At 56.9% G+C, this 20,143-nt stretch carries 21 protein-coding genes; 15 read left to right on the top strand and 6 right to left on the bottom strand.

Annotation, left to right across the window (positions count from 1 at the left end; translation table 11 throughout):
• The first annotated feature begins 71 nt into the window (after positions 1-71).
• The gene (gene sbmA, locus SPH27_RS10110; protein WP_033144739.1) at positions 72-1,292 is read left to right on the top strand and encodes a peptide antibiotic transporter SbmA; all 1,221 of its coding nucleotides are present in this window, start codon (positions 72-74) and stop codon (positions 1,290-1,292) included.
• Between the two features lie 14 nt (positions 1,293-1,306).
• Complete coding sequence (locus tag SPH27_RS10105; protein ID WP_182071874.1) at positions 1,307-2,404, top strand: DUF1615 domain-containing protein; 1,098 nt, start codon at positions 1,307-1,309, stop codon at positions 2,402-2,404.
• On the opposite strand, the gene SPH27_RS10100 is transcribed toward SPH27_RS10105, so the two are convergent.
• Positions 2,401-2,700, bottom strand: a complete 300-nt coding sequence (locus SPH27_RS10100) for a DUF2755 family protein (RefSeq protein ID WP_008503287.1) — start codon at positions 2,698-2,700, stop codon at positions 2,401-2,403. The two genes, SPH27_RS10105 and SPH27_RS10100, sit on opposite strands and share 4 nt — an antisense overlap.
• 249 nt (positions 2,701-2,949) lie before the next feature.
• Here SPH27_RS10100 and SPH27_RS10095 point away from each other — a divergent pair, with 249 nt between their 5' ends.
• On the top strand, positions 2,950-3,177 hold the full coding sequence (locus tag SPH27_RS10095; RefSeq protein WP_182071876.1) for a DUF2754 domain-containing protein: 228 nt from the start codon (positions 2,950-2,952) through the stop codon (positions 3,175-3,177).
• Here SPH27_RS10095 and ddlA read toward each other — a convergent pair.
• Entirely contained in the window at positions 3,174-4,274 is a 1,101-nt protein-coding gene (ddlA, locus tag SPH27_RS10090; RefSeq protein WP_029739746.1) for a D-alanine--D-alanine ligase, read from the bottom strand. The two genes, SPH27_RS10095 and ddlA, sit on opposite strands and share 4 nt — an antisense overlap.
• 103 nt (positions 4,275-4,377) lie before the next feature.
• Between ddlA and SPH27_RS10085 the strand changes: the two genes are divergently transcribed.
• From SPH27_RS10085 to adrA, 6 genes are all read left to right on the top strand, one after another.
• Positions 4,378-5,061, top strand: a complete 684-nt coding sequence (locus tag SPH27_RS10085; protein WP_182071878.1) for an extensin family protein — start codon at positions 4,378-4,380, stop codon at positions 5,059-5,061.
• A gap of 168 nt (positions 5,062-5,229) precedes the next feature.
• On the top strand, positions 5,230-6,444 hold the full coding sequence (locus tag SPH27_RS10080) for a multidrug efflux MFS transporter (RefSeq protein ID WP_029739748.1): 1,215 nt from the start codon (positions 5,230-5,232) through the stop codon (positions 6,442-6,444).
• 210 nt (positions 6,445-6,654) lie between these two features.
• The gene (gene iraP / locus SPH27_RS10075; RefSeq protein WP_024906786.1) at positions 6,655-6,915 is read left to right on the top strand and encodes an anti-adapter protein IraP; all 261 of its coding nucleotides are present in this window, start codon (positions 6,655-6,657) and stop codon (positions 6,913-6,915) included.
• 99 nt (positions 6,916-7,014) lie between these two features.
• A complete protein-coding gene (phoA, locus tag SPH27_RS10070) occupies positions 7,015-8,430 on the top strand; it encodes an alkaline phosphatase (protein WP_182071880.1) in 1,416 nt (471 codons plus the stop codon).
• Positions 8,431-8,519: 89 nt separating this feature from the next.
• Positions 8,520-8,840, top strand: a complete 321-nt coding sequence (gene psiF, locus SPH27_RS10065) for a phosphate starvation-inducible protein PsiF (protein WP_023334671.1) — start codon at positions 8,520-8,522, stop codon at positions 8,838-8,840.
• Positions 8,841-8,942: 102 nt separating this feature from the next.
• Entirely contained in the window at positions 8,943-10,046 is a 1,104-nt protein-coding gene (adrA, locus tag SPH27_RS10060; protein ID WP_047061223.1) for a diguanylate cyclase AdrA, read from the top strand.
• A 14-nt stretch (positions 10,047-10,060) separates the two neighbouring features.
• On the opposite strand, the gene proC is transcribed toward adrA, so the two are convergent.
• On the bottom strand, positions 10,061-10,870 hold the full coding sequence (gene proC / locus SPH27_RS10055) for a pyrroline-5-carboxylate reductase (RefSeq protein WP_023310536.1): 810 nt from the start codon (positions 10,868-10,870) through the stop codon (positions 10,061-10,063).
• A 97-nt stretch (positions 10,871-10,967) separates the two neighbouring features.
• Here proC and SPH27_RS10050 point away from each other — a divergent pair, with 97 nt between their 5' ends.
• From SPH27_RS10050 to ppnP, 5 genes are all read left to right on the top strand, one after another.
• On the top strand, positions 10,968-11,426 hold the full coding sequence (locus SPH27_RS10050) for a YaiI/YqxD family protein (protein WP_033144747.1): 459 nt from the start codon (positions 10,968-10,970) through the stop codon (positions 11,424-11,426).
• A gap of 143 nt (positions 11,427-11,569) precedes the next feature.
• Entirely contained in the window at positions 11,570-12,094 is a 525-nt protein-coding gene (gene aroL, locus SPH27_RS10045) for a shikimate kinase AroL (protein ID WP_032639634.1), read from the top strand.
• 44 nt (positions 12,095-12,138) lie between these two features.
• Positions 12,139-12,330: a protein YaiA gene (gene yaiA / locus SPH27_RS10040; protein WP_032638425.1), complete on the top strand. Its 192-nt coding sequence runs from the start codon at positions 12,139-12,141 to the stop codon at positions 12,328-12,330.
• A 237-nt stretch (positions 12,331-12,567) separates the two neighbouring features.
• A complete protein-coding gene (locus SPH27_RS10035) occupies positions 12,568-13,245 on the top strand; it encodes an AroM family protein (protein ID WP_182071882.1) in 678 nt (225 codons plus the stop codon).
• 71 nt (positions 13,246-13,316) lie between these two features.
• The gene (gene ppnP, locus SPH27_RS10030) at positions 13,317-13,604 is read left to right on the top strand and encodes a pyrimidine/purine nucleoside phosphorylase (RefSeq protein WP_008503270.1); all 288 of its coding nucleotides are present in this window, start codon (positions 13,317-13,319) and stop codon (positions 13,602-13,604) included.
• 48 nt (positions 13,605-13,652) lie between these two features.
• On the opposite strand, the gene rdgC is transcribed toward ppnP, so the two are convergent.
• Positions 13,653-14,567 carry a recombination-associated protein RdgC gene (rdgC, locus tag SPH27_RS10025; RefSeq protein ID WP_023310540.1) on the bottom strand — a complete coding sequence of 305 codons (915 nt, stop codon included), beginning with the start codon at positions 14,565-14,567 and terminating at the stop codon, positions 13,653-13,655.
• A gap of 123 nt (positions 14,568-14,690) precedes the next feature.
• On the opposite strand from rdgC, the gene mak reads away from it, so the two are divergent.
• A complete protein-coding gene (gene mak / locus SPH27_RS10020; RefSeq protein ID WP_023310541.1) occupies positions 14,691-15,596 on the top strand; it encodes a fructokinase in 906 nt (301 codons plus the stop codon).
• 156 nt (positions 15,597-15,752) lie between these two features.
• On the opposite strand, the gene sbcC is transcribed toward mak, so the two are convergent.
• Both sbcC and sbcD read right to left on the bottom strand, forming a co-directional pair.
• Positions 15,753-18,884: an exonuclease subunit SbcC gene (gene sbcC, locus SPH27_RS10015; protein ID WP_182071884.1), complete on the bottom strand. Its 3,132-nt coding sequence runs from the start codon at positions 18,882-18,884 to the stop codon at positions 15,753-15,755.
• Positions 18,881-20,086 carry an exonuclease subunit SbcD gene (gene sbcD / locus SPH27_RS10010; RefSeq protein WP_182071886.1) on the bottom strand — a complete coding sequence of 402 codons (1,206 nt, stop codon included), beginning with the start codon at positions 20,084-20,086 and terminating at the stop codon, positions 18,881-18,883. Before sbcD ends, sbcC begins: the two co-directional genes overlap by 4 nt.
• Between the last annotated feature and the right edge of the window lie 57 nt (positions 20,087-20,143).

Genomic DNA, 20,143 nt, shown 5'->3' with positions numbered 1-20,143 from the left:
GGCCTGGGCAGGTTTTTCGTGTGGTAACGTGTTGTGCACAGCAACAGCCATAACAACAAGAAGGAAGCATTATGTTTAAGTCTTTTTTCCCAAAGCCGGGGCCTTTTTTCCTGTCGGCATTTATTTGGGCACTCATCGCTGTCATTTTCTGGCAGGCGGGCGGCGGCGCATGGCTGACGCGCATCACGGGAGCAACGGGCGAGGTGCCGATTAGCGCGGCGCGCTTCTGGTCGCTCAGCTATCTGCTGTTTTACGCCTACTACACGGTGTGCGTAGGGCTGTTTGCCCTGTTCTGGTTTATGTATTCTCCGCACCGCTGGCAGTACTGGTCTATCCTCGGCACATCGCTAATTATCTTTGTAACCTGGTTCCTCGTGGAGGTGGGCGTGGCGGTTAACGCCTGGTATGCGCCGTTCTACGATCTGATCCAGACCGCGCTGAGCTCGCCGCATAAGGTGACCATCAACCAGTTCTATCATGAAGTCGGCGTCTTCCTCGGTATCGCCCTTATTGCGGTGATTATCGGCGTGATGAACAACTTCTTCGTCAGCCACTACGTTTTCCGCTGGCGTACCGCGATGAACGAACATTATATGGCGCACTGGCAGCACCTGCGCCATATCGAAGGTGCCGCACAGCGTGTGCAGGAAGACACCATGCGTTTTGCCTCCACCCTTGAAGACATGGGCGTCAGCTTTATCAACGCCATCATGACGCTAATCGCCTTCCTGCCTGTGCTGGTGACGCTCTCGGCGCACGTGCCGGATCTGCCGATTGTCGGCCATATTCCTTATGGTCTGGTGATTGCCGCGATCGTCTGGTCGCTGATGGGCACGGGCCTGCTGGCGGTGGTCGGGATCAAACTGCCGGGACTGGAGTTTAAAAATCAACGCGTGGAAGCCGCTTACCGTAAAGAGCTGGTTTACGGTGAAGACGATGCCAACCGCGCCTCGCCGCCAACCGTCCGCGAGCTGTTTGGCGCCGTGCGTCGTAACTACTTCCGACTCTACTTCCACTATATGTATTTCAACATTGCCCGTATTTTGTATCTGCAGGTGGATAACGTTTTCGGTTTGTTCCTGCTGTTCCCGTCGATTGTTGCGGGTACGATTACGCTCGGTCTGATGACGCAGATCACCAACGTTTTCGGTCAGGTTCGCGGTTCGTTCCAGTACCTGATCAGCTCCTGGACCACCCTGGTAGAACTGATGTCCATCTACAAACGTCTGCGCAGTTTTGAACGTGAGCTGGACGATCGTGACCTGCAGGAAGTCACTAACACATTTAGCTAATACAGGAAGTTGCTATGTCTTTTGCCGTACCGCGCGCGTTACCGTTGTCCTTGCTGGCCGCTCTTGTGCTGGCAGGCTGTGCCGAAAAAGGGGCCGCTCCGCTCAAAAAGGGGGAGAAGCCCGTCGATGTGGCGAGCGTTGTGCGGCAGAAAATGTCCGCCAGCGTGAAGGATCGCAACGCGTGGGCAGATGCGCTGGCAAAAACCTTTGAAAGCCAAAAGATTGCACCGACCGAGGAGAATATCTGCTCGGTGCTGGCGGTGGCGCAGCAGGAGTCGATGTACCAGTCAGACCCGGTGGTGCCGGGCCTGAACAAAATTGCCTGGAAAGAGATCGACCGCCGCGCGGAGTCCATGCATATCCCGGTTTTCCTCGTGCATACCGCGCTTAAAATCACCTCGCCGAACGGCAAAAGCTACAGCGAACGGCTGGACGCGGTGAAAACCGAAAAACAGCTCAGCGCCATCTTTGATGATTTCATCAGTATGGTCCCGATGGGGCAGAAGCTGTTTGGCTCGCTGAACCCGGTACATACCGGTGGCCCGATGCAGGTGAGCATTGCGTTCGCGGAGAAGCATACCGACGGCTACCCGTGGAAAATCGACGGTACGGTACGTCAGGAGGTCTTCTCCCTGCGCGGTGGGCTGTGGTTTGGCACGTATCATCTGCTGAACTATCCGGCGAACTACAATGAGCCGCTGTACCGCTTTGCCGACTTTAACGCGGGCTGGTACGCCAGCCGTAACGCGGCATTCCAGAGTGCAGTCAGCCGCGCAAGCGGCGTTAAGCTCGCGCTGGACGGCGATCTCATCGCTTACGGCAGCAGCGAGGCGGGAAGCACCGAGCTGGCAGTACGGAAATTATCTACCACGCTTGGCTTGAGCAATAGCGACATTCGTCGTCAGCTTGAGAAAGGCGATAGCCTGGCATTTGAGAAAACGGATCTGTACAAGAAGGTGTTTGCGCTTGCAGAGAAGAAGAGTGGGAAAGCGTTACCGAGGGCTATCCTGCCGGGGATCCAGCTGGAAAGCCCGAAGATCACGCGTAACCTGACCACCGCATGGTTCGCAAAACGCGTGGACGATCGCCGGGCGCGCTGTATGGGGCTTTAACGGCGACGGCGAAAGCGCAGAACTAACGCCACAACGCCCAGAATCATACATCCCGCGAGGAAGGGGATCAGGCCGAACAGGGTGCTGACGCCAAAGCCAATCTCAACTCGCGGGCGTCCGTTATCCTGCACCTGCATCAGGTGTTCATAAACGCCCGGCGCATGGACCAGCATATTGAGCAGCTGTGAGCCGGCCCAGAAGCAGAACAGGACAAACAGGGCATAAGCGATATTACCCGCCGTGGAGGTTTTTGGTTTGCCGCCAAAAATCGGTTTCGACAATGTAAAGTCAGCCATGTTGACCTCCCGTGGTATCACTCTGTTTTAATACGCGTCTTACGGGGTGAGTTTGACAGGTCATCGCATTTGTCAATATCAGAATCGTGGTAATTTACGCGCCGGAATCCTCCTGGATTGTCGATTTCTGCAGCACATCACAATTTCATCACTTAAGTGAAATTGCGTCGCGTTTCAGAATTTCCGTATCTGCCACAGACCTGGCCGTAAAACTGTGAGAGGATGTCTTTTTTTCCTGCCGGAGTTGTTATGAAGCTCACGTCCAAACTACGCCGTGACTGGCACTACTACGCCTTTGCTATCGGGCTGATCTTTATTCTTAATGGTGTCGTGGGCCTGTTGGGGTTTGAAGCAAAAGGATGGCAAACCTATGCCGTCGGGCTGGTGACCTGGGTGATAAGTTTCTGGCTGGCGGGGTTGATTATCCGCCGTCGTCCTGAAGAGACGGCAGCGGATGAGGCGAAGCGCGCCGATTAACCGTTTACGGAACTTTTAAGCGCGCTGTCGGCGGCGTGACGCTCCAGCGCCAGTTCGATCAGGCGGGTGATCAGTTCCGGGTAGCTCAGGCCGCTGGCCTGCCACAGTTTCGGATACATGCTGATGTTAGTGAACCCCGGCAGCGTGTTGATTTCATTGATCACCACTTCGTTTTCCGGCGTCAGGAACACATCCACGCGCGCCATGCCGCAGCAGCCGAGCGTCTGATAAGCGCGAATGGCGATCGCCCGGATCTTATCGTTAATCGCCGGATCAATATCCGCAGGAACGACAACCTGCGCGCCTTTGTCATCAATGTATTTGGTGTCGTACGAGTAGAAGTCGCTGTTTAAGACCACTTCGCCGCAGGTGCTCGCCTGTGGAAAATCATTGCCCAGCACGGCGCACTCAATTTCACGGCCTTTGATGCCCTGCTCAACCACCACTTTATGGTCGAACTCAAACGCCAGACGGACAGCCTGCGTGAACTCTGCTTCACTGGTGACTTTGCTGACGCCCACGGAGGAGCCCTGGTTTGCCGGCTTCACAAACAGCGGCAGACCCAGCTCTCCGCTGATTTGCGCGAAGCTGTGCTTGTCGCGGTTGGCGCGGGTGAGGGTCACAAATGGCGCAATGTTCAGCCCGGCATCGCGCAGCAGGCGTTTGGTGACGTCTTTGTCCATGCACGCGGCAGAGCCGAGGACGTCCGAGCCAACGAACGGCAGGTTGGCCATGCGCAGCATGCCCTGCAGGGAACCATCTTCGCCCAGGGTGCCGTGAACGATAGGGAAGACAACGTCGATCTGGGCGAGAGCCTGCGCGTTGCCGGCGTCGATGAGCTGCCCCTTCACGACGCCGGGTACGGTGGCGACGCTTACTTCCGAAGGATTAAGGGCAATATGCGCCGGATCGTGAGCATTCAGCAGATACTGGCTGGCATCGTTAACGTGCCACTGCCCCTGTTTATCAATGCCCAGCAGCACCACGTCGAAACGGCTTTTATCGATCGCATCAACGATATTTTTGGCCGATTGCAATGACACTTCGTGCTCCGCTGATTTTCCCCCAAAGACAATACCTACGCGCTGCTTAGCCATCTCACTCTCTTCCAGTCTGACGAAAAGCCAATAACATACCACGATGCCCGGCGGGTTTCGCGGCCTTCTGCCATAATGTTTTGGGGAATCTTGAGGGGGGAGAGTGAAAGGAAAAACGCTGCTGACCATTTTCATCATTGTGGCCGTTGCAACGGTGGGTTACCGCTGGTTGCCGCCTTACTACAACCCTTTTATGCCGCTTACGCTTGACGACCCGCCGGGCCGTATCACCCAGTATAAGCTCCGGCGCTTAACCCCCGAGGCGTGCGCGAGCCTGCTTTCGCAGGCTAACCAAAGAGATCTCATCCGCACCCAGCCGGTGGCCGACAGCGGCGGCGCGTGCCCGCTCAACAACGTCGTGCGCGTGCGTGATTTCGGCCCGGTCAGCCTGAACAGCAGTTTCCTTGCCAGCTGTCCGCTGGCGCTCAGCTCTGCGCTGTTTATCAGCCAGCAGGCCCGGCCGCTGACAAAACGCTATACGGGCAGCGACCTGGCGCGTATCGACCACCTCGGCAGCTTTGCCTGCCGCAATATTTACCACCGCCCCGACGCGCGACGCAGTGAGCATGCCACGGCTGAGGCGCTGGATATCGCCGCCTTTCGGCTGGCGAACGGGGAACGCGTCACGGTACTGAACGGCTGGAAGGCGACAACAACGCAGCCATGGCTGAAGGCCATGCTGGCGGCAAGCTGCGGCTACTACGGAAACGGCCTGGGGCCGGAGTATAACGCGGCGCATGCCAACCATTTTCATCTGGGAATGCGCGGTTTCGGACTCTGTCGGTGAAGCATAATATTCCGCCAGAAAATGGATGAATTGTGACTTATTTCACAAATATGATGACTGGGAAGATAAAACACCAAAGTCAGGCGGGCCGCATCTCTGGTGCGACGTCAAAACGCGTAACTTGCTAATCTGTAGGCGAATTCGCCTAAAAATGAAGACTATTTCTTTATGGAATCCTGGAAAGTTAATCTCATCTCGGTCTGGTTCGGCTGCTTCTTTACCGGGCTGGCCATCAGCCAGATCCTGCCGTTCCTGCCGCTGTACGTCTCGCAGCTGGGGGTGACCTCGCATGAAGCGCTCTCCATGTGGTCCGGCCTGACGTTCAGCGTCACGTTTTTGGTCTCCGCCATTGTGTCACCGATGTGGGGCAGCCTGGCGGATCGTAAAGGCCGAAAACTGATGCTGCTGCGCGCCTCGCTCGGGATGGCGATTGCCATTCTGCTCCAGGCCTTCGCCACCAACGTCTGGCAGCTGTTTTTCCTGCGTGCGGTGATGGGGCTGACGTCAGGGTACATTCCGAATGCGATGGCGCTGGTCGCCTCTCAGGTGCCGCGCGAGCGTAGCGGCTGGGCGCTGAGTACGCTCTCCACGGCACAGATCAGCGGCGTCATCGGCGGTCCGCTGCTGGGCGGTTTTCTGGCGGACCACGTCGGGCTGCGCGCGGTATTTATCATCACCGCGATCCTGCTGGTGGTCAGTTTTCTGGTCACGCTCTTTCTTATCAAAGAGGGGGGCCGCCCGGTTATCAGTAAATCTGAACGCCTGAGCGGCAAGGCCGTCTTCGCCTCGCTGCCCTATCCTGGACTGATGATCAGCCTGTTTGTGACCACTATGGTTATCCAGCTCTGTAACGGTTCGGTCGGTCCGATTCTGGCGTTGTTTATCAAGTCGATGGAGCCGGAAAGTACAAATATCGCTTTTCTGAGCGGCATGATCGCCGCCGTGCCGGGCGTATCCGCTCTGATTTCCGCGCCGCGTCTGGGAAAACTGGGTGACAGGATCGGCACGGCGCGTATCCTGATGGCGACGCTGATCTTTGCGGTTGTGCTCTTCTTCGCGATGTCGTTTGTCACCTCTCCGCTTCAGCTTGGCGTATTGCGATTCCTGCTCGGGTTTGCTGATGGTGCAATGTTGCCTGCGGTACAGACCCTGCTGGTTAAATATTCCAGCGATCAGGTGACGGGGCGTATTTTTGGATATAACCAGTCATTTATGTATCTGGGGAATGTTGCCGGTCCGCTTATTGGCGCATCCGTTTCCGCGATGGCCGGTTTTCGTTGGGTATTTGCCGCCACGGCGATTGTCGTTTTAATCAATATTATCCAGCTGGCTATTGCGCTGCGTCGCCGCAGACAAATGGCGGAAGCGAAATCGTCGAGATAATCGTTTCGTTGATGTATTATATATTCTTATGGTAGCCGCATTTTTATATAACAAAATGCGGCGCTTCTTTATAGAAAAACGTTTCGCTCACCGCGGCGGTCCTTTATTTTCATTCCTGCATCACTTTTGCATACCATAATAAATTTCTTCTCTTTGCATTATGGATTCAGAATGCTAACTTCAGACAAAACTGAAAAAGGAACTGGCACGATGAAAAATCTCATTGCTGAATTGCTGGTCAAGCTGGCGCAAAAGGAAGAGGAGTCAAAAGAGCTGGTTGCTCAGGTCGAAGCGCTGGAAATTGTGGTCACCGCGCTGCTGCGACAAATGGCGAAAACCGATCAACAGGCGTTGATTGAGAGCGTGGAAGGCGCGCTGGACAGCGTCAGGCCTGAATCGCAGGTTCCGGTTGAGGATGCCGAGATGCTCCACCAGTACGTAAAGAAGCTGTTAAGGCATCCGCGCAGCTAAACCGTCACAGGACGTAACGACGTGTCATAGAATTGTCATGCAGGATGCCTATAGTCGCTCTGTTTTTATTTTTATGTATTTGTACATGGAGAAAATAAATTGAAACAGAGCGCACTTTTCATCGCATTACTTCCCCTGTTAATTACCCCTGCCGTTTATGCCGATACTGCCCAAACCAGCGTGCTGGATAATCGCGCGGCAAAAGGGGATATCACCCAGCCTGGCGGCGCACGCCGTTTATCAGAAGATCAAACTGCCGCTATTCGCGCTTCGCTGAATGATAAGCCGGCGAAAAATATTATTCTGCTTATTGGCGATGGAATGGGAGATTCCGAAATCACGGCGGCGCGAAATTATGCCGAGGGTGCGGGCGGCTTTTTTAAAGGCATCGACGCATTACCGCTGACCGGACAATATACCCATTACGCGCTGGATAAAAAAACCGGTAAACCGGATTACGTCACGGACTCCGCGGCCTCTGCTACGGCGTGGTCCACCGGCGTGAAAACCTATAATGGCGCGCTGGGTGTGGATATTCACGAAAAAGATCATCAAACCCTTCTGGAAATGGCAAAAGCGGCGGGCCTGGCGACCGGCAACGTCTCCACCGCTGAACTTCAGGATGCAACGCCTGCGGCGCTGGTGGCGCACGTGACTTCGCGTAAATGCTACGGTCCGTCAGTGACCAGCGAAAAATGCCCGACGAACGCGCTGGAAAAAGGCGGCAAAGGCTCTATTACGGAACAGCTGCTGAACGCGCGTCCTGACGTGACCCTCGGCGGCGGCGCGAAAACCTTCGCAGAAACCGCAACGGCGGGTGAGTGGCAGGGCAAAACGCTGCGCGAGCAGGCGCAGGCCCGCGGCTATCAGCTGGTGAGTGATGCAAATTCGCTGGCAGCCATCACCGAGGCGAACCAGAACAAGCCGCTGCTGGGGCTATTCTCTGACGGCAACATGCCCGTGCGCTGGGAAGGACCAAAAGCCTCTTATCACGGCAATATCGATAAACCTGTCGTAACCTGTATGCCTAACCCGAAACGCACTGACAGCGTACCGACGCTGGCGGCGATGACTGATAAAGCCATCTCTCTGCTGAGCAAGAGCGAAAAAGGGTTCTTCCTGCAGGTTGAGGGCGCGTCGATCGATAAGCAGGATCATGCGGCGAATCCGTGCGGCCAGATTGGCGAAACCGTCGATCTGGACGAAGCGGTGCAGAAGGCGCTTGAGTTCGCGAAAAAAGACGGCAACACCCTGGTGATCGTCACCGCGGACCATGCCCATGCCAGCCAGATCATCCCGCCAGATACCAAAGCCCCGGGCCTGACGCAGGCGCTGAATACCAAAGATGGCGCCGTTATGGTGTTGAGCTACGGCAACTCTGAGGAAGAGTCCATGGAGCACACGGGCACCCAGCTGCGCATTGCGGCCTACGGCCCGCACGCGGCAAACGTGGTAGGCCTGACCGATCAAACGGATCTGTTCTACACCATGAAGGCGGCGCTGGGTCTTAAATGATAAAATCCCGGCGGAAATCACATCTGTCGGCTGGTTTTTTTCCTGTCACGAACCAGACTTACAGGGAATGTTCACAAAAGGATGGTGCAATGAAAACAACATTACTGGTTACTCTGCTCTCCGGCCTGTTCCTGGTCGCATCGGCGAACGCGGAAGAGAAGACGCTAACGCCGCAACAACAGCGTATGACCACCTGTAATCAACAGGCGACGTCGCAGAGTCTGAAGGGAGATGCCCGCAAGACCTACATGAGCGACTGCCTTAAAAATGGCGCCGCGAAGCCGGCTGAAAAAAGCCTGACGCCGCAGCAGCAAAAAATGCGCGAGTGTAATGCGAAAGCAACCGAACAGTCCCTGAAGGGGGACGACCGCAGCAAGTTCATGAGCGCGTGCCTGAAGAAAAAAGTGTAGTTCAAACGGGTGAGCGGCTTCGGCGGCTCACCCGAAATTTCATACTTTCCCCGCAGACCCCCTCTCTATAATTTGGGAAAATGTTTCAGAATATTCCCAAAAATGATGAATGATGAAACGTATTACAACAAAAAGCGCATTCGGGAAGAGTGGAATCTAACCCTTTCTCAGGATGACCCTCACCGCGCCGGCATTCAGTTTGCCCGGCGAGTTCGGCTGGCGCGCGCCGTCGGGCTGGCGGCGATGTTTTTCCCCGTTGCGGGGATGCTGGTCACCCATTTTTTACCCGGTGGCTGGTGGCTTTTACTGGTGGGGTGGTCGTTCGTCTGGCCCCATTTTGCCTGGCAGCTGTCCTGCCGTGCCGCTTCACCTCATCAGCAGGAAATTTTCAATCTTAAAATCGATGCCATTATCGCCGGGCTCTGGATAGGCGTGATGGGGATGAATGCGTTACCCACCGCAGCGCTGGTGATGATGGTGGGGATGAATATGATGGGTTCCGGCGGCTGTCGTCTGTTTATCCCGGGGATCGCGTTGACGCTGCTCTCCGCGCTGGTGACCCTGCCACTCGTCGGGAAAGTGGCCGTCTTCAACCCCGACCTCGTGGAGTGGGGCTTAACGTTACCCGTGCTCGTGCTGTATCCCATGCTGTTTGCCTGGCTCAGCCACCGAACCGCCGTCAGGCTTGCGGAACATAAGCAGCGGCTGGAAATGATGAGCACCCGCGACGGGATGACCGGGGTCTTTAACCGTCGGCACTGGGAAATGCTGCTGCGAAATGAATTTGAGCATTGTCGGCGCGACCACAGCACCGCCACGATATTGCTGATTGATATCGACCACTTTAAAAACATCAACGACACCTGGGGGCACGACGTGGGCGACGAGGCGATCATTGCTATTACGCGTCAGCTCCAGCGGTCGGTACGGTCAGGCGATGCGATCGGTCGGTTTGGCGGGGATGAGTTTGCGGTGATTATGTCGCAGACCGCGGCGGAAAGCGCCATCGCCGTGATGTCGCGACTGCATGAGCGGCTGGAAAAACTGACGTTGCCGTGCGCGCCAAAAGAAGCGCTGCGCATCAGCGTAGGCGTTGCCCCCTGGGGGCCGCAGTTTGGACATTATCGGGAGTGGCTAAAGGCGGCGGACGTGGCGCTGTACAGGGCGAAAAATGCCGGGCGCGGCCGCACCGAAGTGGCCGCCTGACGCCCGGTCAGAAATCAGGATTTACTCAGCTTCTCTGATTTTTCCATGCATTTTGCCATCGCTTCAATGACGGCCGAGCGGAATCCGCGCTCTTCCAGCACCCGCACCGCTTCGATGGTGGTACCGCCCGGGGAGCAGACCATATCTTTCAGTTCACCCGGGTGTTTGCCGGTTTCCAGCACCATTTTGGCGGAGCCCATGACGGCCTGCGCGGCGAACTTATACGCCTGCGCGCGCGGCATTCCGCCAAGCACGGCGGCGTCGGCCATCGCTTCTAAAAACATGAACACATAGGCAGGGGCTGAGCCACTCACGCCGACAACCGGATGGATCATCGATTCGGCAATCACTTCTGCCTCACCGAAGCAGCGGAAAATATTCAGCACGTCGGCCACTTCTTCTGTGGTCACCAGCGCGTTAGGCGTGACGGAGGTCATGCCGGCATTGACCAGAGAGGGGGTGTTGGGCATGGCGCGGACGATTTTACGATCGTGACCCAGCGCGCGCGCCAGCTGATCGAGCGTGACGCCCGCGGCAATCGACACGACCAGCGTCTCTTTATTCAGGCTGGAGGTGATATCGCTCAGCACTTTGATCATGATGTTCGGCTTGACGGCGCCAAAGACGATATCGGCGACCTGGGCGACTTCCTGCGCGCTTTCGGCGGCGTTGATCCCGTATTGATCGCGCAACTCGGCGACTTTGTCCGGTGACGGGGTATAGACCCAAATCTGACCCGGCAGCACCTGCCCGCTGGCGATCAGACCGCCCAGGATGGCTTTGCCCATGTTACCGCAGCCGATAAACCCGATTTTCTTGTCCATCACGATTCTCCGTCATTATGCGTTGTTTTCTCTGATTGATAGCTTAACAACGAAATGCAGGCGACAATAGTCGGCAGAGTCATTATGGGGAGACAATATGGCGATTTGGGTTGATGCGGACGCGTGTCCGAACGTGATTAAAGAGATTTTATTTCGCGCCGCCGAGCGCGTTCAGATGCCGCTGACGCTGGTGGCGAACCAGAATATTCGCGTACCGCCTTCGCGGTTCATCCGCTCCTTGCGCGTGCCGGCCGGGTTCGACGTGGCGGATAACGAAATTGTTCGCCTGTGCAGCGTGGAGGATCTGGTGATCACGGCGGATATTCCGCTGGCTGCCGAAGTGCTGGAGAAAGGGGCGGCGGCGCTCAATCCGCGCGGGGAGCGTTACTCGCCTTCGACCATTCGCGAGAAGCTCACCATGCGCGATTTTATGGATACGATGCGGGCCAGCGGCGTGCAGACCGGTGGACCGGACAGCCTCTCCCAGCGCGATCGCCAGCAGTTCGCTGCCGAGCTGGATAAATGGCTGCTGGAAGTGAAGCGCCGCACAGCGTAATGATAATTATTGTCAATTTGTGGTACAGTGTGGCCTCCACAGGGTTGTCATCCCGTACCGCTTTGCAGTAAAGTAATCGCAACATCTTCTGCAATTATTTCTTTACACTCTTCAGCCATTCGGCATCAAGGGGAACACCTGGCATGACCCAACCCATCTTTTTAGTTGGCCCCCGCGGCTGTGGGAAAACCACCGTTGGCCTGGAGCTGGCACGCGTGTGTCATCGCCAGTTTGTTGATACCGACCACTGGCTGCAAACCGAGGCCGGAAAAACCATCGCCGAGATTGTTGAGCAAGAGGGATGGGAGAGCTTTCGCGCGCGCGAAACCGCCGCGCTGAAAGCGGTCACCACCCCGTCTGCCGTGATCGCCACTGGCGGTGGCATTGTTCTGGCGGAGTGTAATCGCCACTTTATGCGCGAAAAGGGGATTGTGATTTATCTCAGCGCGCCGGTGTCGGCTCTGGTAGGGCGGCTGGAAGCCTTTCCGGAAGAGGGGCAACGCCCCGCGCTGACCTCCAGGCCGCTCAACGAAGAGGTGAGCGAAGTGCTGGCCGAACGCGATGCGCTATACCGCGAAGCGGCTCACCACGTGGTGGATGCGTCAGCCTCTCCCGAAGACGTTGTGATTCAGATTATTACCGCCCTGCGTTTGGCTTGTGCCAGCTAACCGGCGTCTATACTTATAGCTCAGACATAAAAAAAGGATGAGCTATGCCAACCAGACCTCCCTATCCGCGTGAAGCACGTATTGTTACCGTTGAAAAAGGCCAGACGGGTCATACCGTGACCTGGTATCAACTGCGTGCCGATCACCCCAAGCCGGACTCGCTGATCAGTGAACACGAGACTGAACAGGAAGCGCTGGATGCGAAACGGCGCTATGAAGATCCCGATAAAACCTGACCCTTTTCCTAAACGTTCCAGTATCGTGCCTGAATCACACTTTTTACTCATCGGGAAAGTTAAGCAGGAGTTAATATTTAGTTATTACAAGTAACTCCGGTATCGGCAGGCGATCTTTACATTTCGATGTCGGGATCACCTGCTACGCTTGGTGCTGTTTTGTTGAAAAAATGAACTGTGCAGCGTAGTGAGCCTGTACCTGTGTGCACGATGTTGGAGTAATGGAAGGCGATCAAGATGAAGGCAACGTTGGCGATCCTCACCATTGGTGTGGTCCCTGTAAGCGAAGTGTTACCGCTCTTAACCGAGCATGTATCTGAACAACAGATAACGCATCTTAGCCTGCTGGGGAAGATGAGTCGGGAAGAGGTCATGGAAGACTACGCTGTCGAGGCGGGGGAGGATCCCCTGGCGACGTTATTAAGCGACGGTAAACTGGCGCACGTTTCGCGTCAGAAAATCGAGCGCTCGCTGCAGGGCGTAATAGAAGTGCTCGATAATCAAGGTTATGACGTTATTTTGCTGATGAGCACCGCGCCCATTAAGGGGCTTACGGCGCGTAATGCGATTTTGCTTGAGCCGATGCGGATCATTCCACCGCTGGTGGCCTCCATCGTGGATGGTCATCAGGTGGGGGTGATTGTGCCCATTAAGGAGCTCATGGATAACCAGGAAGCAAAATGGCACGTGCTGGAAAAAGTGCCCTTGTATGCGCTGGCAAATCCGTTCTGGGACAGTGAGGCAAAACTTATTGCTGCCGGGAAGGAACTGCTTGAGAGAGGAGCAGATGTCTTGATTCTGGACTGCCTCGGTTTCCATCAGCACCATCGTGATCTGCTGCAAAAAGCGCTGGATGTGCCCGTGCTGTTATCCAACGTTCTGATGGCTCGCCTGGCCTCGGAACTGCTCATGTAATGATTTTGCGTGACAGGTGATGAGCATGGCCCCTATAGTGAATTTTTATCTATAAATATAAGGGCCAGTTCATGCTTCAAAGTAACGAATACTTTTCCGGTAAAGTGAAATCCATTGGTTTTACCAGCAGCAGCACTGGCCGCGCCAGTGTCGGCGTTATGGCGGAAGGGGAATACACCTTTGGCACGGCGGAAGCTGAAGAAATGACGGTCGTCAGCGGTGCGCTGAACGTCTTACTGCCGGGTGAAACGGAATGGAAAGTTTACGCTGCCGGGCAAGTTTTCAACGTCCCTGGCCACAGCGAGTTCCATTTGCAGGTCGCTGAACCTACCTCTTATCTGTGCCGCTACCTGAAATAAAAAATAAGCCGGGTGGCGCTAACGCTTACCCGGCCTGCGTTTTGCCTGTTATCTCTGCGCTTCGCCGCCGAGACCTTCCACCAGATTCTGAATCAACGCGGCCAGCTCGCCGGTCATCAGGATGAAGTCCGCGTCAAAGCGCTGGGCATAATCTTCCCTGTCGATATCTTCGTTCTGATCGCGCAGCTCGTCGCAGAACTTCAGACGCTTCACGGAGCCGTCGTCGCACATCACGAACTGAATGCGCTGCTGCCAGTCGAGCGCCAGTTTAGTAACCACTTTACCCGCTTCGATGTGGACGGCGATCTCGTCGCTCACCAGATCCTGCTTCTTCGCGCGGATCACGCCGCCATCTTCCAGCAGGGCTTTCAGCTCGGCTTCATCAAGGATCTGGAAACCCTGAGCCGCAGCGCCGCTGCGTACCCATTCGGTCAGCGTCAGCTCGATCGGCGTTTCCAGCGCCAGCGGAACGACCGGTAAAGATCCGATGCTTTTACGCAGCAGGGCCAGCGTATCTTCTGCTTTCTTGGCGCTGGCGCAGTCCACCATGATCAGCCCGTTGACGGTGTCGATCCACATCATGGTCTGGCTGAAGCGGCTGAAGGCGCGCGGCAGCAGGGAGTGCAGCACTTCGTCTTTCAGCGAATCTTTTTCGGTCTTTTTCAGCTTGCGGCCCTGTTCGGCTTCCAGCTTGAAAATTTTCGCTTCGAGCGCCTGCTTAACCACCGGCGTCGGCAGGATTTTCTCTTCTTTACGGGCGCAGACGATGATTTGACCCGTGCTGCTGGCGTGGGTCAGTGCATCGCTTTGTGAACCCATTGGCGGAACCCAGCCGGTTTTCGCCATATCCTGGCTACCGCAAGGGGAAAAGGTATAAGCGGCTAACTGTTTTTCCATCTCTTCTGCACGCAGCGAAACGTCGCGGCTGAGACGGTAAACCATCAAATTTTTGAACCACAGCATGATAATTTCCACGGCCTTGTCGTTAAATCAGCGGGCATGATAACGAATTGTCGCATCGCTTGCATTGCTAATCGGGAAGCGTGCTTCTACTCTGTTGATAATCAAAATAATGAGGAGAGTCTTGTGCGTATTGGGATCGATTTGGGCGGCACCAAAACAGAAGTTATCGCACTGAGCGAGCAGGGGGAGCAGCTGTTCCGCCACCGTCTGCCGACGCCGCGCGATGATTATCACCAGACTATCGAGACGATTGCCAGCCTGGTTGAGATGGCAGAGCAGGCGACAGGGCAAACCGGCAGCGTCGGGATGGGGATCCCGGGGTCGATCTCGCCGTATACCGGGGTGGTTAAAAATGCCAACTCCACCTGGCTCAACGGTCAGCCGTTTGATAAAGATTTGAGCCAGCGTCTGAACCGGGAAGTGCGTCTGGCCAACGACGCCAACTGCCTGGCGGTCTCTGAGGCCATCGACGGCGCGGCGGCCGGTGCTCAGACCGTGTTTGCCGTGATCGTCGGTACCGGCTGCGGCGCGGGCGTGGCGTTCGGCGGACGCGCCCATATCGGCGGTAACGGCACCGCGGGCGAGTGGGGACACAACCCGCTGCCGTGGATGGATGAAGACGAGCTTAAATACCGCGCTGAGGTGCCGTGCTACTGCGGAAAGCAGGGCTGTATTGAGACGTTTATCTCCGGCACCGGTTTTGCGACCGACTACCACCGCTTAAGCGGCCAGCCGCTTAAGGGCAACGAAATCATGCGTCTGGTCGAAGAACAGGATCCGGTCGCCGAGCTGGCCCTTAGCCGCTACGAAATGCGGCTGGCGAAATCCCTGGCGCACGTGGTGAATATTCTCGATCCGGACGTGATTGTGCTCGGCGGCGGCATGAGCAACGTTGACCGGCTGTACGCCACGGTACCGAATCTGGTGAAACAGTGGGTGTTTGGCGGCGAGTGTGAAACCCCGATCCGCAAAGCTGTCCACGGTGACTCCAGCGGCGTGCGCGGCGCGGCGTGGCTGTGGCCGGAATAAAAGCAAATAATGTTTATTCCCTCTCCCTGTGGGAGAGGGCCTGGGTGGGGCAAGGTAAAAGCAAAACAGCAACGCAAGTTGCTGTTTTTGGTGTTTTTACCCTCTCCCTGTGGGAGAGGGCTAGGGTGAGGGCATCAGACCGCACCGACCTACCATTCAGCCCACCGCAAATTCCTTATCCAGCCTGCTATAACCCAGCCCGTTAATTTTCTTCACCTTGATCTGTACCGGAATGCGCTCTTTCATCGCCTCTACGTGGCTGATCACGCCGATGGTTTTCCCGGTGGCGTTCAGCGCGTCGAGCGCATCCAGCGCGGTATCCAGCGTTTCACTGTCGAGCGTGCCGAATCCTTCATCCAGGAACAGGGAATCGATTCGCGTTTTATGACTCACCAGATCGGAAAGAGCCAGCGCCAGCGCCAGGCTGACCAGGAAGCTCTCGCCGCCCGAGAGCGTGCGGGTATCGCGAACTGCATCCGCCTGCCAGGTATCGACCACCTCCAGCTCCAGCGCGTCGCTGGCCTTGCGCTGCAGCAGATAACGTCCGTGCAGACGGTTAAGCTGCTGGTTAGCAAGCCAGACGAGATTGTCCAGCGTCAGCCCCTGCGCGAATTTACGGAACTTGTCGCCGGTGCTGGAGCCGATCAGCGCGTTCAGATAACCCCAGTCGTCCGCCTGGCGCGCGGCCTCTTCAATTTGCTGCATCAACGCCAGCTGGTGCTGACGGTTATCGCTGTCCTGCTTAAGCTGCTGGCGGATCTCGCCCTGATGCGTGGTGTTCTCGCGAAGCCTTTCCGCCAGCTGCTGCAGCTGGCTTTGCAGCGCAGGAGCATCTGCGTTGAGCCCTTCCGGCCGCAGCGACAGATGAGCCTGCAGCTGCTGGTTAGCCTGGCCGGAAAGGGCCGCGGCCTGCTGTATCTGGCTTTCCAGCGACTGCTTCAGCTGTACGAGGTGGCGAATAGCGTCGTCATCCAGCAGCGCGGCAAGGAACGCGTCCCGATCGGCAAAGCAGCTCGCTGCGAGCGCCGCGGTGAACTGCGTCTGCGACTGCTGCAGGCGCTCTTGCTCCAGCTTTTCCTGCTGCTGCTGCGCGCTGAGCTGGCTTTGTAGCGACACGCATTCATCGTGAACGTCGCGCCAGCCGTCAGGAATGGCCGGTTCGGCCTCTTCGCCGTTCGTTTCCGGAAGCGTGTCGAGCAGCGGCTTCAGCGCGTTTATGCGTTCCAGAAGCACGCCGTGCTGCGTTTGTTTCTCCTGCCACTGCGCGAATTCCGCTTCGCGGGCGTGCAGCCAGGCGGCTTCATTACCGTCTTCAGGTACGTTAAGCGATAGCGAAAGCAGGGTGTTTTCCAGCGCCTGGCGCGCGGCCGTCAGCTGCTGCTGATACTGTCGCTCCAGCACTTCCTGCTCGTTTAGCTGGTTTTGCAGGGTCAGACGCTGGCTCAACTGATAAAGCTGGCGCTCGTACTGTTCCTGCTCGTTCATCCATGGCGTGATATCTTCCTGAATATTCAACGCGATGTTCAGGGAAGCGCAGGCCTCCATCCACTCTTTAGTGAGCGCTTGCTCTTCCTGAGAGAGCGTCTGCGCTTCGTCTGACTCGCGCTGGATCTGCTGCGTCAGGGCATTAACCTGTCCCAGCACCAGCAGGCCTTCCTCTTTAAGCGCGGCGACCTCTTTTTCCAGGGTATCGCGGCGGCGCTGGTTATCCGTCAGCTCAAGCGACTGGTATTGCGCAACGGCGGGATGCTCGCTGGAGCCGCACAGCGGACAGGGTTTGCCGGCCTCAAGCCGGGAACGATAGCTTTCCAGGTCTTTAATCGTCGCTTCGCGTTCGCAGAGGGCTTTAAGATCCAGATAGTGCTGGTGTTTCTCTTTGTACTGCTGGCGACGCAGCGTCAGCGTTTCGTTGAGTTTGTTTTGATCGGCCTGGGCCTTCTGCACGCTTTCACCGCTCTGGCGCAGGCGCTTTTGCAGCGGCTGATAGCGGGCATGCAGCGACGTCAGCCGCTGGCGCAGCGTGCGTGACCGGGACTGCTGCTCCATGGCCGCGCTGACCTCATCCGCCGTCAGCGTCAGCGCATTTTCCGGCATCTCAGCCAGCCTGTTGCGTAGTTCACCCATTCGCGCAGCAAGCGAGGCTAACTGCGTTTTGTCGCGGTTAAGCTGTGAGAACTGGGCACGCCAGCCGGCAATCTCCTGCCCCAGCAGGCGATAGCGCTCATGCTCCGCCAGCCACCGCGCCAGCGCCGTCAGTTCGGTCTGAAGCTGCTCATGATTCCGCTGGGCGGTATGACGGATCCGCGCGCGCAGTGCGGTTTTGGCTTGTAAGCGAGTATTTACTTCGAGAATTCGCTGCTGGGTTTGCGTCAGGCGCGCGGTTTGCTCCTGCTGGTGCTCCCAAAGCGGTCGAAGCTGGGCGGCGGGCAGAGCAAGCTGGAGCTTTGCCAGCTCTGGCGCAGCGTTCGTCAGCGCCTGCTGCGCCTGCTGCTGCATCACAGTGACGCGCTGTTGCTCAAGCACGAGCTCATCATGGCGCGTAAGCCACTGAAAATCTTTCTGTTGGCTTTGCTGCTGAACCAGCAGGGTTTTCTCTTCGTCAGTAAGCGCCTGCAAACTTTGCTGCAACTGCTGCTGTTGCTCTTCGCTCAACAGCACGACGCCCGCCGCCTGCGCCTCGCACTTTTCAAGCACGCTGCGGGCGGCTTTGTGTTTCTCAAACACCATGGCGGAAATCTGTCCGTAGATCTCGGTGCCGGTCAGCTCTTCCAGCAGCTCGGCGCGATCGCTCGGCCTGGCATTAAGGAAGGCGGCAAACTGCCCCTGTGAGAGCAGCATCGAGCGGGTGAAGCGGCCATAGTCCAGCCCGGTGAGCGCAGCGGTTTGCTCCAGTTTATCCGTCACTTTGTCGGCCAGGATTTTGCCATCTTCGCAGCGCGCCAGCTCCACGCGCGGCGCCTGCAGGTTGCCGTCCGGCTGGTTGCGCGCGCGGTTCTGGCTCCAGAATGCGCGATAGGCGGTGCCTTTTACCTCGAACTCCACTTCCGCCAGGCACTCGGCGGTGTCGCGCGTCATCAGGTCGTTTTGCGCCTGAGAGACCTTCTGCAGGCGCGGCGTTTCGTGATAAAGCGCCAGACAGATGGCGTCGAGCAGGGTGGTTTTACCTGCCCCGGTCGCGCCGGTAATGGCAAACAGCCCGTTGCTGGCAAAGGGCTCCGCGGTAAAGTCAATTTTCCACTCGCCCTTGAGGGAGTTGAGGTTTTTCAGGCGCAGGCTCAAAATTTTCATGCGTTTTCTTCCTCATTATTGAGCGCATGCAGGGTATGGCTGAACAGTTCGCTGAGTCTTGCGCGCTTCGCGTCGTCAATTTCCTCCTGCGAGAGCCTGCGTTCAAACACCTCTTCAACCCGAAGCTCACTGAGCGTTTCGCGTTGAGCGCTTAACAGAATTTTCTCGCGCTGCTCGCGGCTGCGGCGTACCAGTAAGACTTCGACGGGTAAATCTTCCGTCAGCGCCTGAATTTTACGCTGCATATCGTGCAGGTAGTCGTCGGTGGTGATTTCGATATCCAGCCAGACGGGCGGGTTAAGCGCTGTTCCGCGCCACTGCTCAAGCTGGGCGGTAATGGCGGCAAGATCGCCCTTCAGCACCGCCAGCGGCTGGGTGACCGGGACCTCCAGCGTCTCGACGGCGTGAAGTTTCCCTTCGTAGAAGCTCACCAGATGGACGGATTTGGCCTTGCCCGTTTCGTCAAAGCTGAGCGAAATTGGCGAGCCGCAGTAGCGGATGTGCTCGCTGCCGCCGACGATCTGCGCCCGGTGAATATGTCCGAGCGCAATGTAGTCGGCTGGCGGGAAGTTCTGCGCCGGAAAGGCATCCAGCGTGCCGATATAGATGTCGCGTACGGCGTCACTTTTACTGGCCCCGACGGTGGTGAGATGCCCGGTCGCAATCACCGGAATCGGCTGGTCGCCGCGCAGGGCGCAGGCATCGGCGTGCTGCTGGTGATAATAGTCGGTGATGGCCTGCAGGAGATGCTGCTGTTTTTCCGCGCCCGACAGCCCCGCCTGACTTTGCACGATGTCCCGCGGACGCAAAAAGGGAATGGGGCACAGCACCGCCCCCGGCGTGCCGTCGCGTTTTTTCAGGATCTGCGGGGCGTGCCCGGCGCTGGCGACGACGGTGGTATTGAGAAATGCCAGGATGTCGCGGGATTCATTGAGCGTCGCGACGGAATCATGGTTACCGGCGACAATCACCAGATGACAGCCGGTTTGCTGCAAATTCACCACGAAGCGGTTGTACAGTTCACGCGCATAGCTGGGGGGCGAGCCGGTATCAAAGATGTCACCCGCCACAATAATCGCGTCCACCTCGTGCGTCCGGGCCGTTTCCAGCAGCCAGTTCAGGAAAGCTTCATGTTCAGCCGCACGGCTTTTGCTGTAAAAATTTTGACCCAGATGCCAGTCCGAGGTGTGAAGTATGCGCATAGCTGATCCGTGGCAAAAAAGAGAAAGCAGGATTATAAACGTTCAGAGACGGGAAAA

This window comes from Enterobacter sp. A103, from assembly GCF_034427535.1.
GTDB classification, from domain to species: Bacteria; Pseudomonadota; Gammaproteobacteria; order Enterobacterales; family Enterobacteriaceae; genus Enterobacter; species Enterobacter asburiae_B.
Note: the sequence above shows the minus strand (reverse complement) of the source record. Positions and strands in the feature narration are given on the sequence as shown.

Bases quoted from the DNA above. Each gene is read 5' to 3' on its own strand.
- SPH27_RS10035 (WP_182071882.1), top strand. From the start codon at position 12,568: ATGAAGGCAACGTTGGCGATCCTCACCATTGGTGTGGTCCCTGTAAGC.
- ppnP (WP_008503270.1), top strand. From the start codon at position 13,317: ATGCTTCAAAGTAACGAATACTTTTCCGGTAAAGTGAAATCCATTGGT.
- SPH27_RS10080 (WP_029739748.1), top strand. From the start codon at position 5,230: ATGGAATCCTGGAAAGTTAATCTCATCTCGGTCTGGTTCGGCTGCTTC.
- aroL (WP_032639634.1), top strand. From the start codon at position 11,570: ATGACCCAACCCATCTTTTTAGTTGGCCCCCGCGGCTGTGGGAAAACC.
- yaiA (WP_032638425.1), top strand. From the start codon at position 12,139: ATGCCAACCAGACCTCCCTATCCGCGTGAAGCACGTATTGTTACCGTT.
- adrA (WP_047061223.1), top strand. From the start codon at position 8,943: ATGATGAATGATGAAACGTATTACAACAAAAAGCGCATTCGGGAAGAG.
- SPH27_RS10095 (WP_182071876.1), top strand. From the start codon at position 2,950: ATGAAGCTCACGTCCAAACTACGCCGTGACTGGCACTACTACGCCTTT.
- psiF (WP_023334671.1), top strand. From the start codon at position 8,520: ATGAAAACAACATTACTGGTTACTCTGCTCTCCGGCCTGTTCCTGGTC.
- sbcD (WP_182071886.1), bottom strand. From the start codon at position 20,086: ATGCGCATACTTCACACCTCGGACTGGCATCTGGGTCAAAATTTTTAC.
- proC (WP_023310536.1), bottom strand. From the start codon at position 10,870: ATGGACAAGAAAATCGGGTTTATCGGCTGCGGTAACATGGGCAAAGCC.
- SPH27_RS10105 (WP_182071874.1), top strand. From the start codon at position 1,307: ATGTCTTTTGCCGTACCGCGCGCGTTACCGTTGTCCTTGCTGGCCGCT.
- rdgC (WP_023310540.1), bottom strand. From the start codon at position 14,567: ATGCTGTGGTTCAAAAATTTGATGGTTTACCGTCTCAGCCGCGACGTT.
- sbmA (WP_033144739.1), top strand. From the start codon at position 72: ATGTTTAAGTCTTTTTTCCCAAAGCCGGGGCCTTTTTTCCTGTCGGCA.
- SPH27_RS10050 (WP_033144747.1), top strand. From the start codon at position 10,968: ATGGCGATTTGGGTTGATGCGGACGCGTGTCCGAACGTGATTAAAGAG.
- sbcC (WP_182071884.1), bottom strand. From the start codon at position 18,884: ATGAAAATTTTGAGCCTGCGCCTGAAAAACCTCAACTCCCTCAAGGGC.
- ddlA (WP_029739746.1), bottom strand. From the start codon at position 4,274: ATGGCTAAGCAGCGCGTAGGTATTGTCTTTGGGGGAAAATCAGCGGAG.
- iraP (WP_024906786.1), top strand. From the start codon at position 6,655: ATGAAAAATCTCATTGCTGAATTGCTGGTCAAGCTGGCGCAAAAGGAA.
- SPH27_RS10100 (WP_008503287.1), bottom strand. From the start codon at position 2,700: ATGGCTGACTTTACATTGTCGAAACCGATTTTTGGCGGCAAACCAAAA.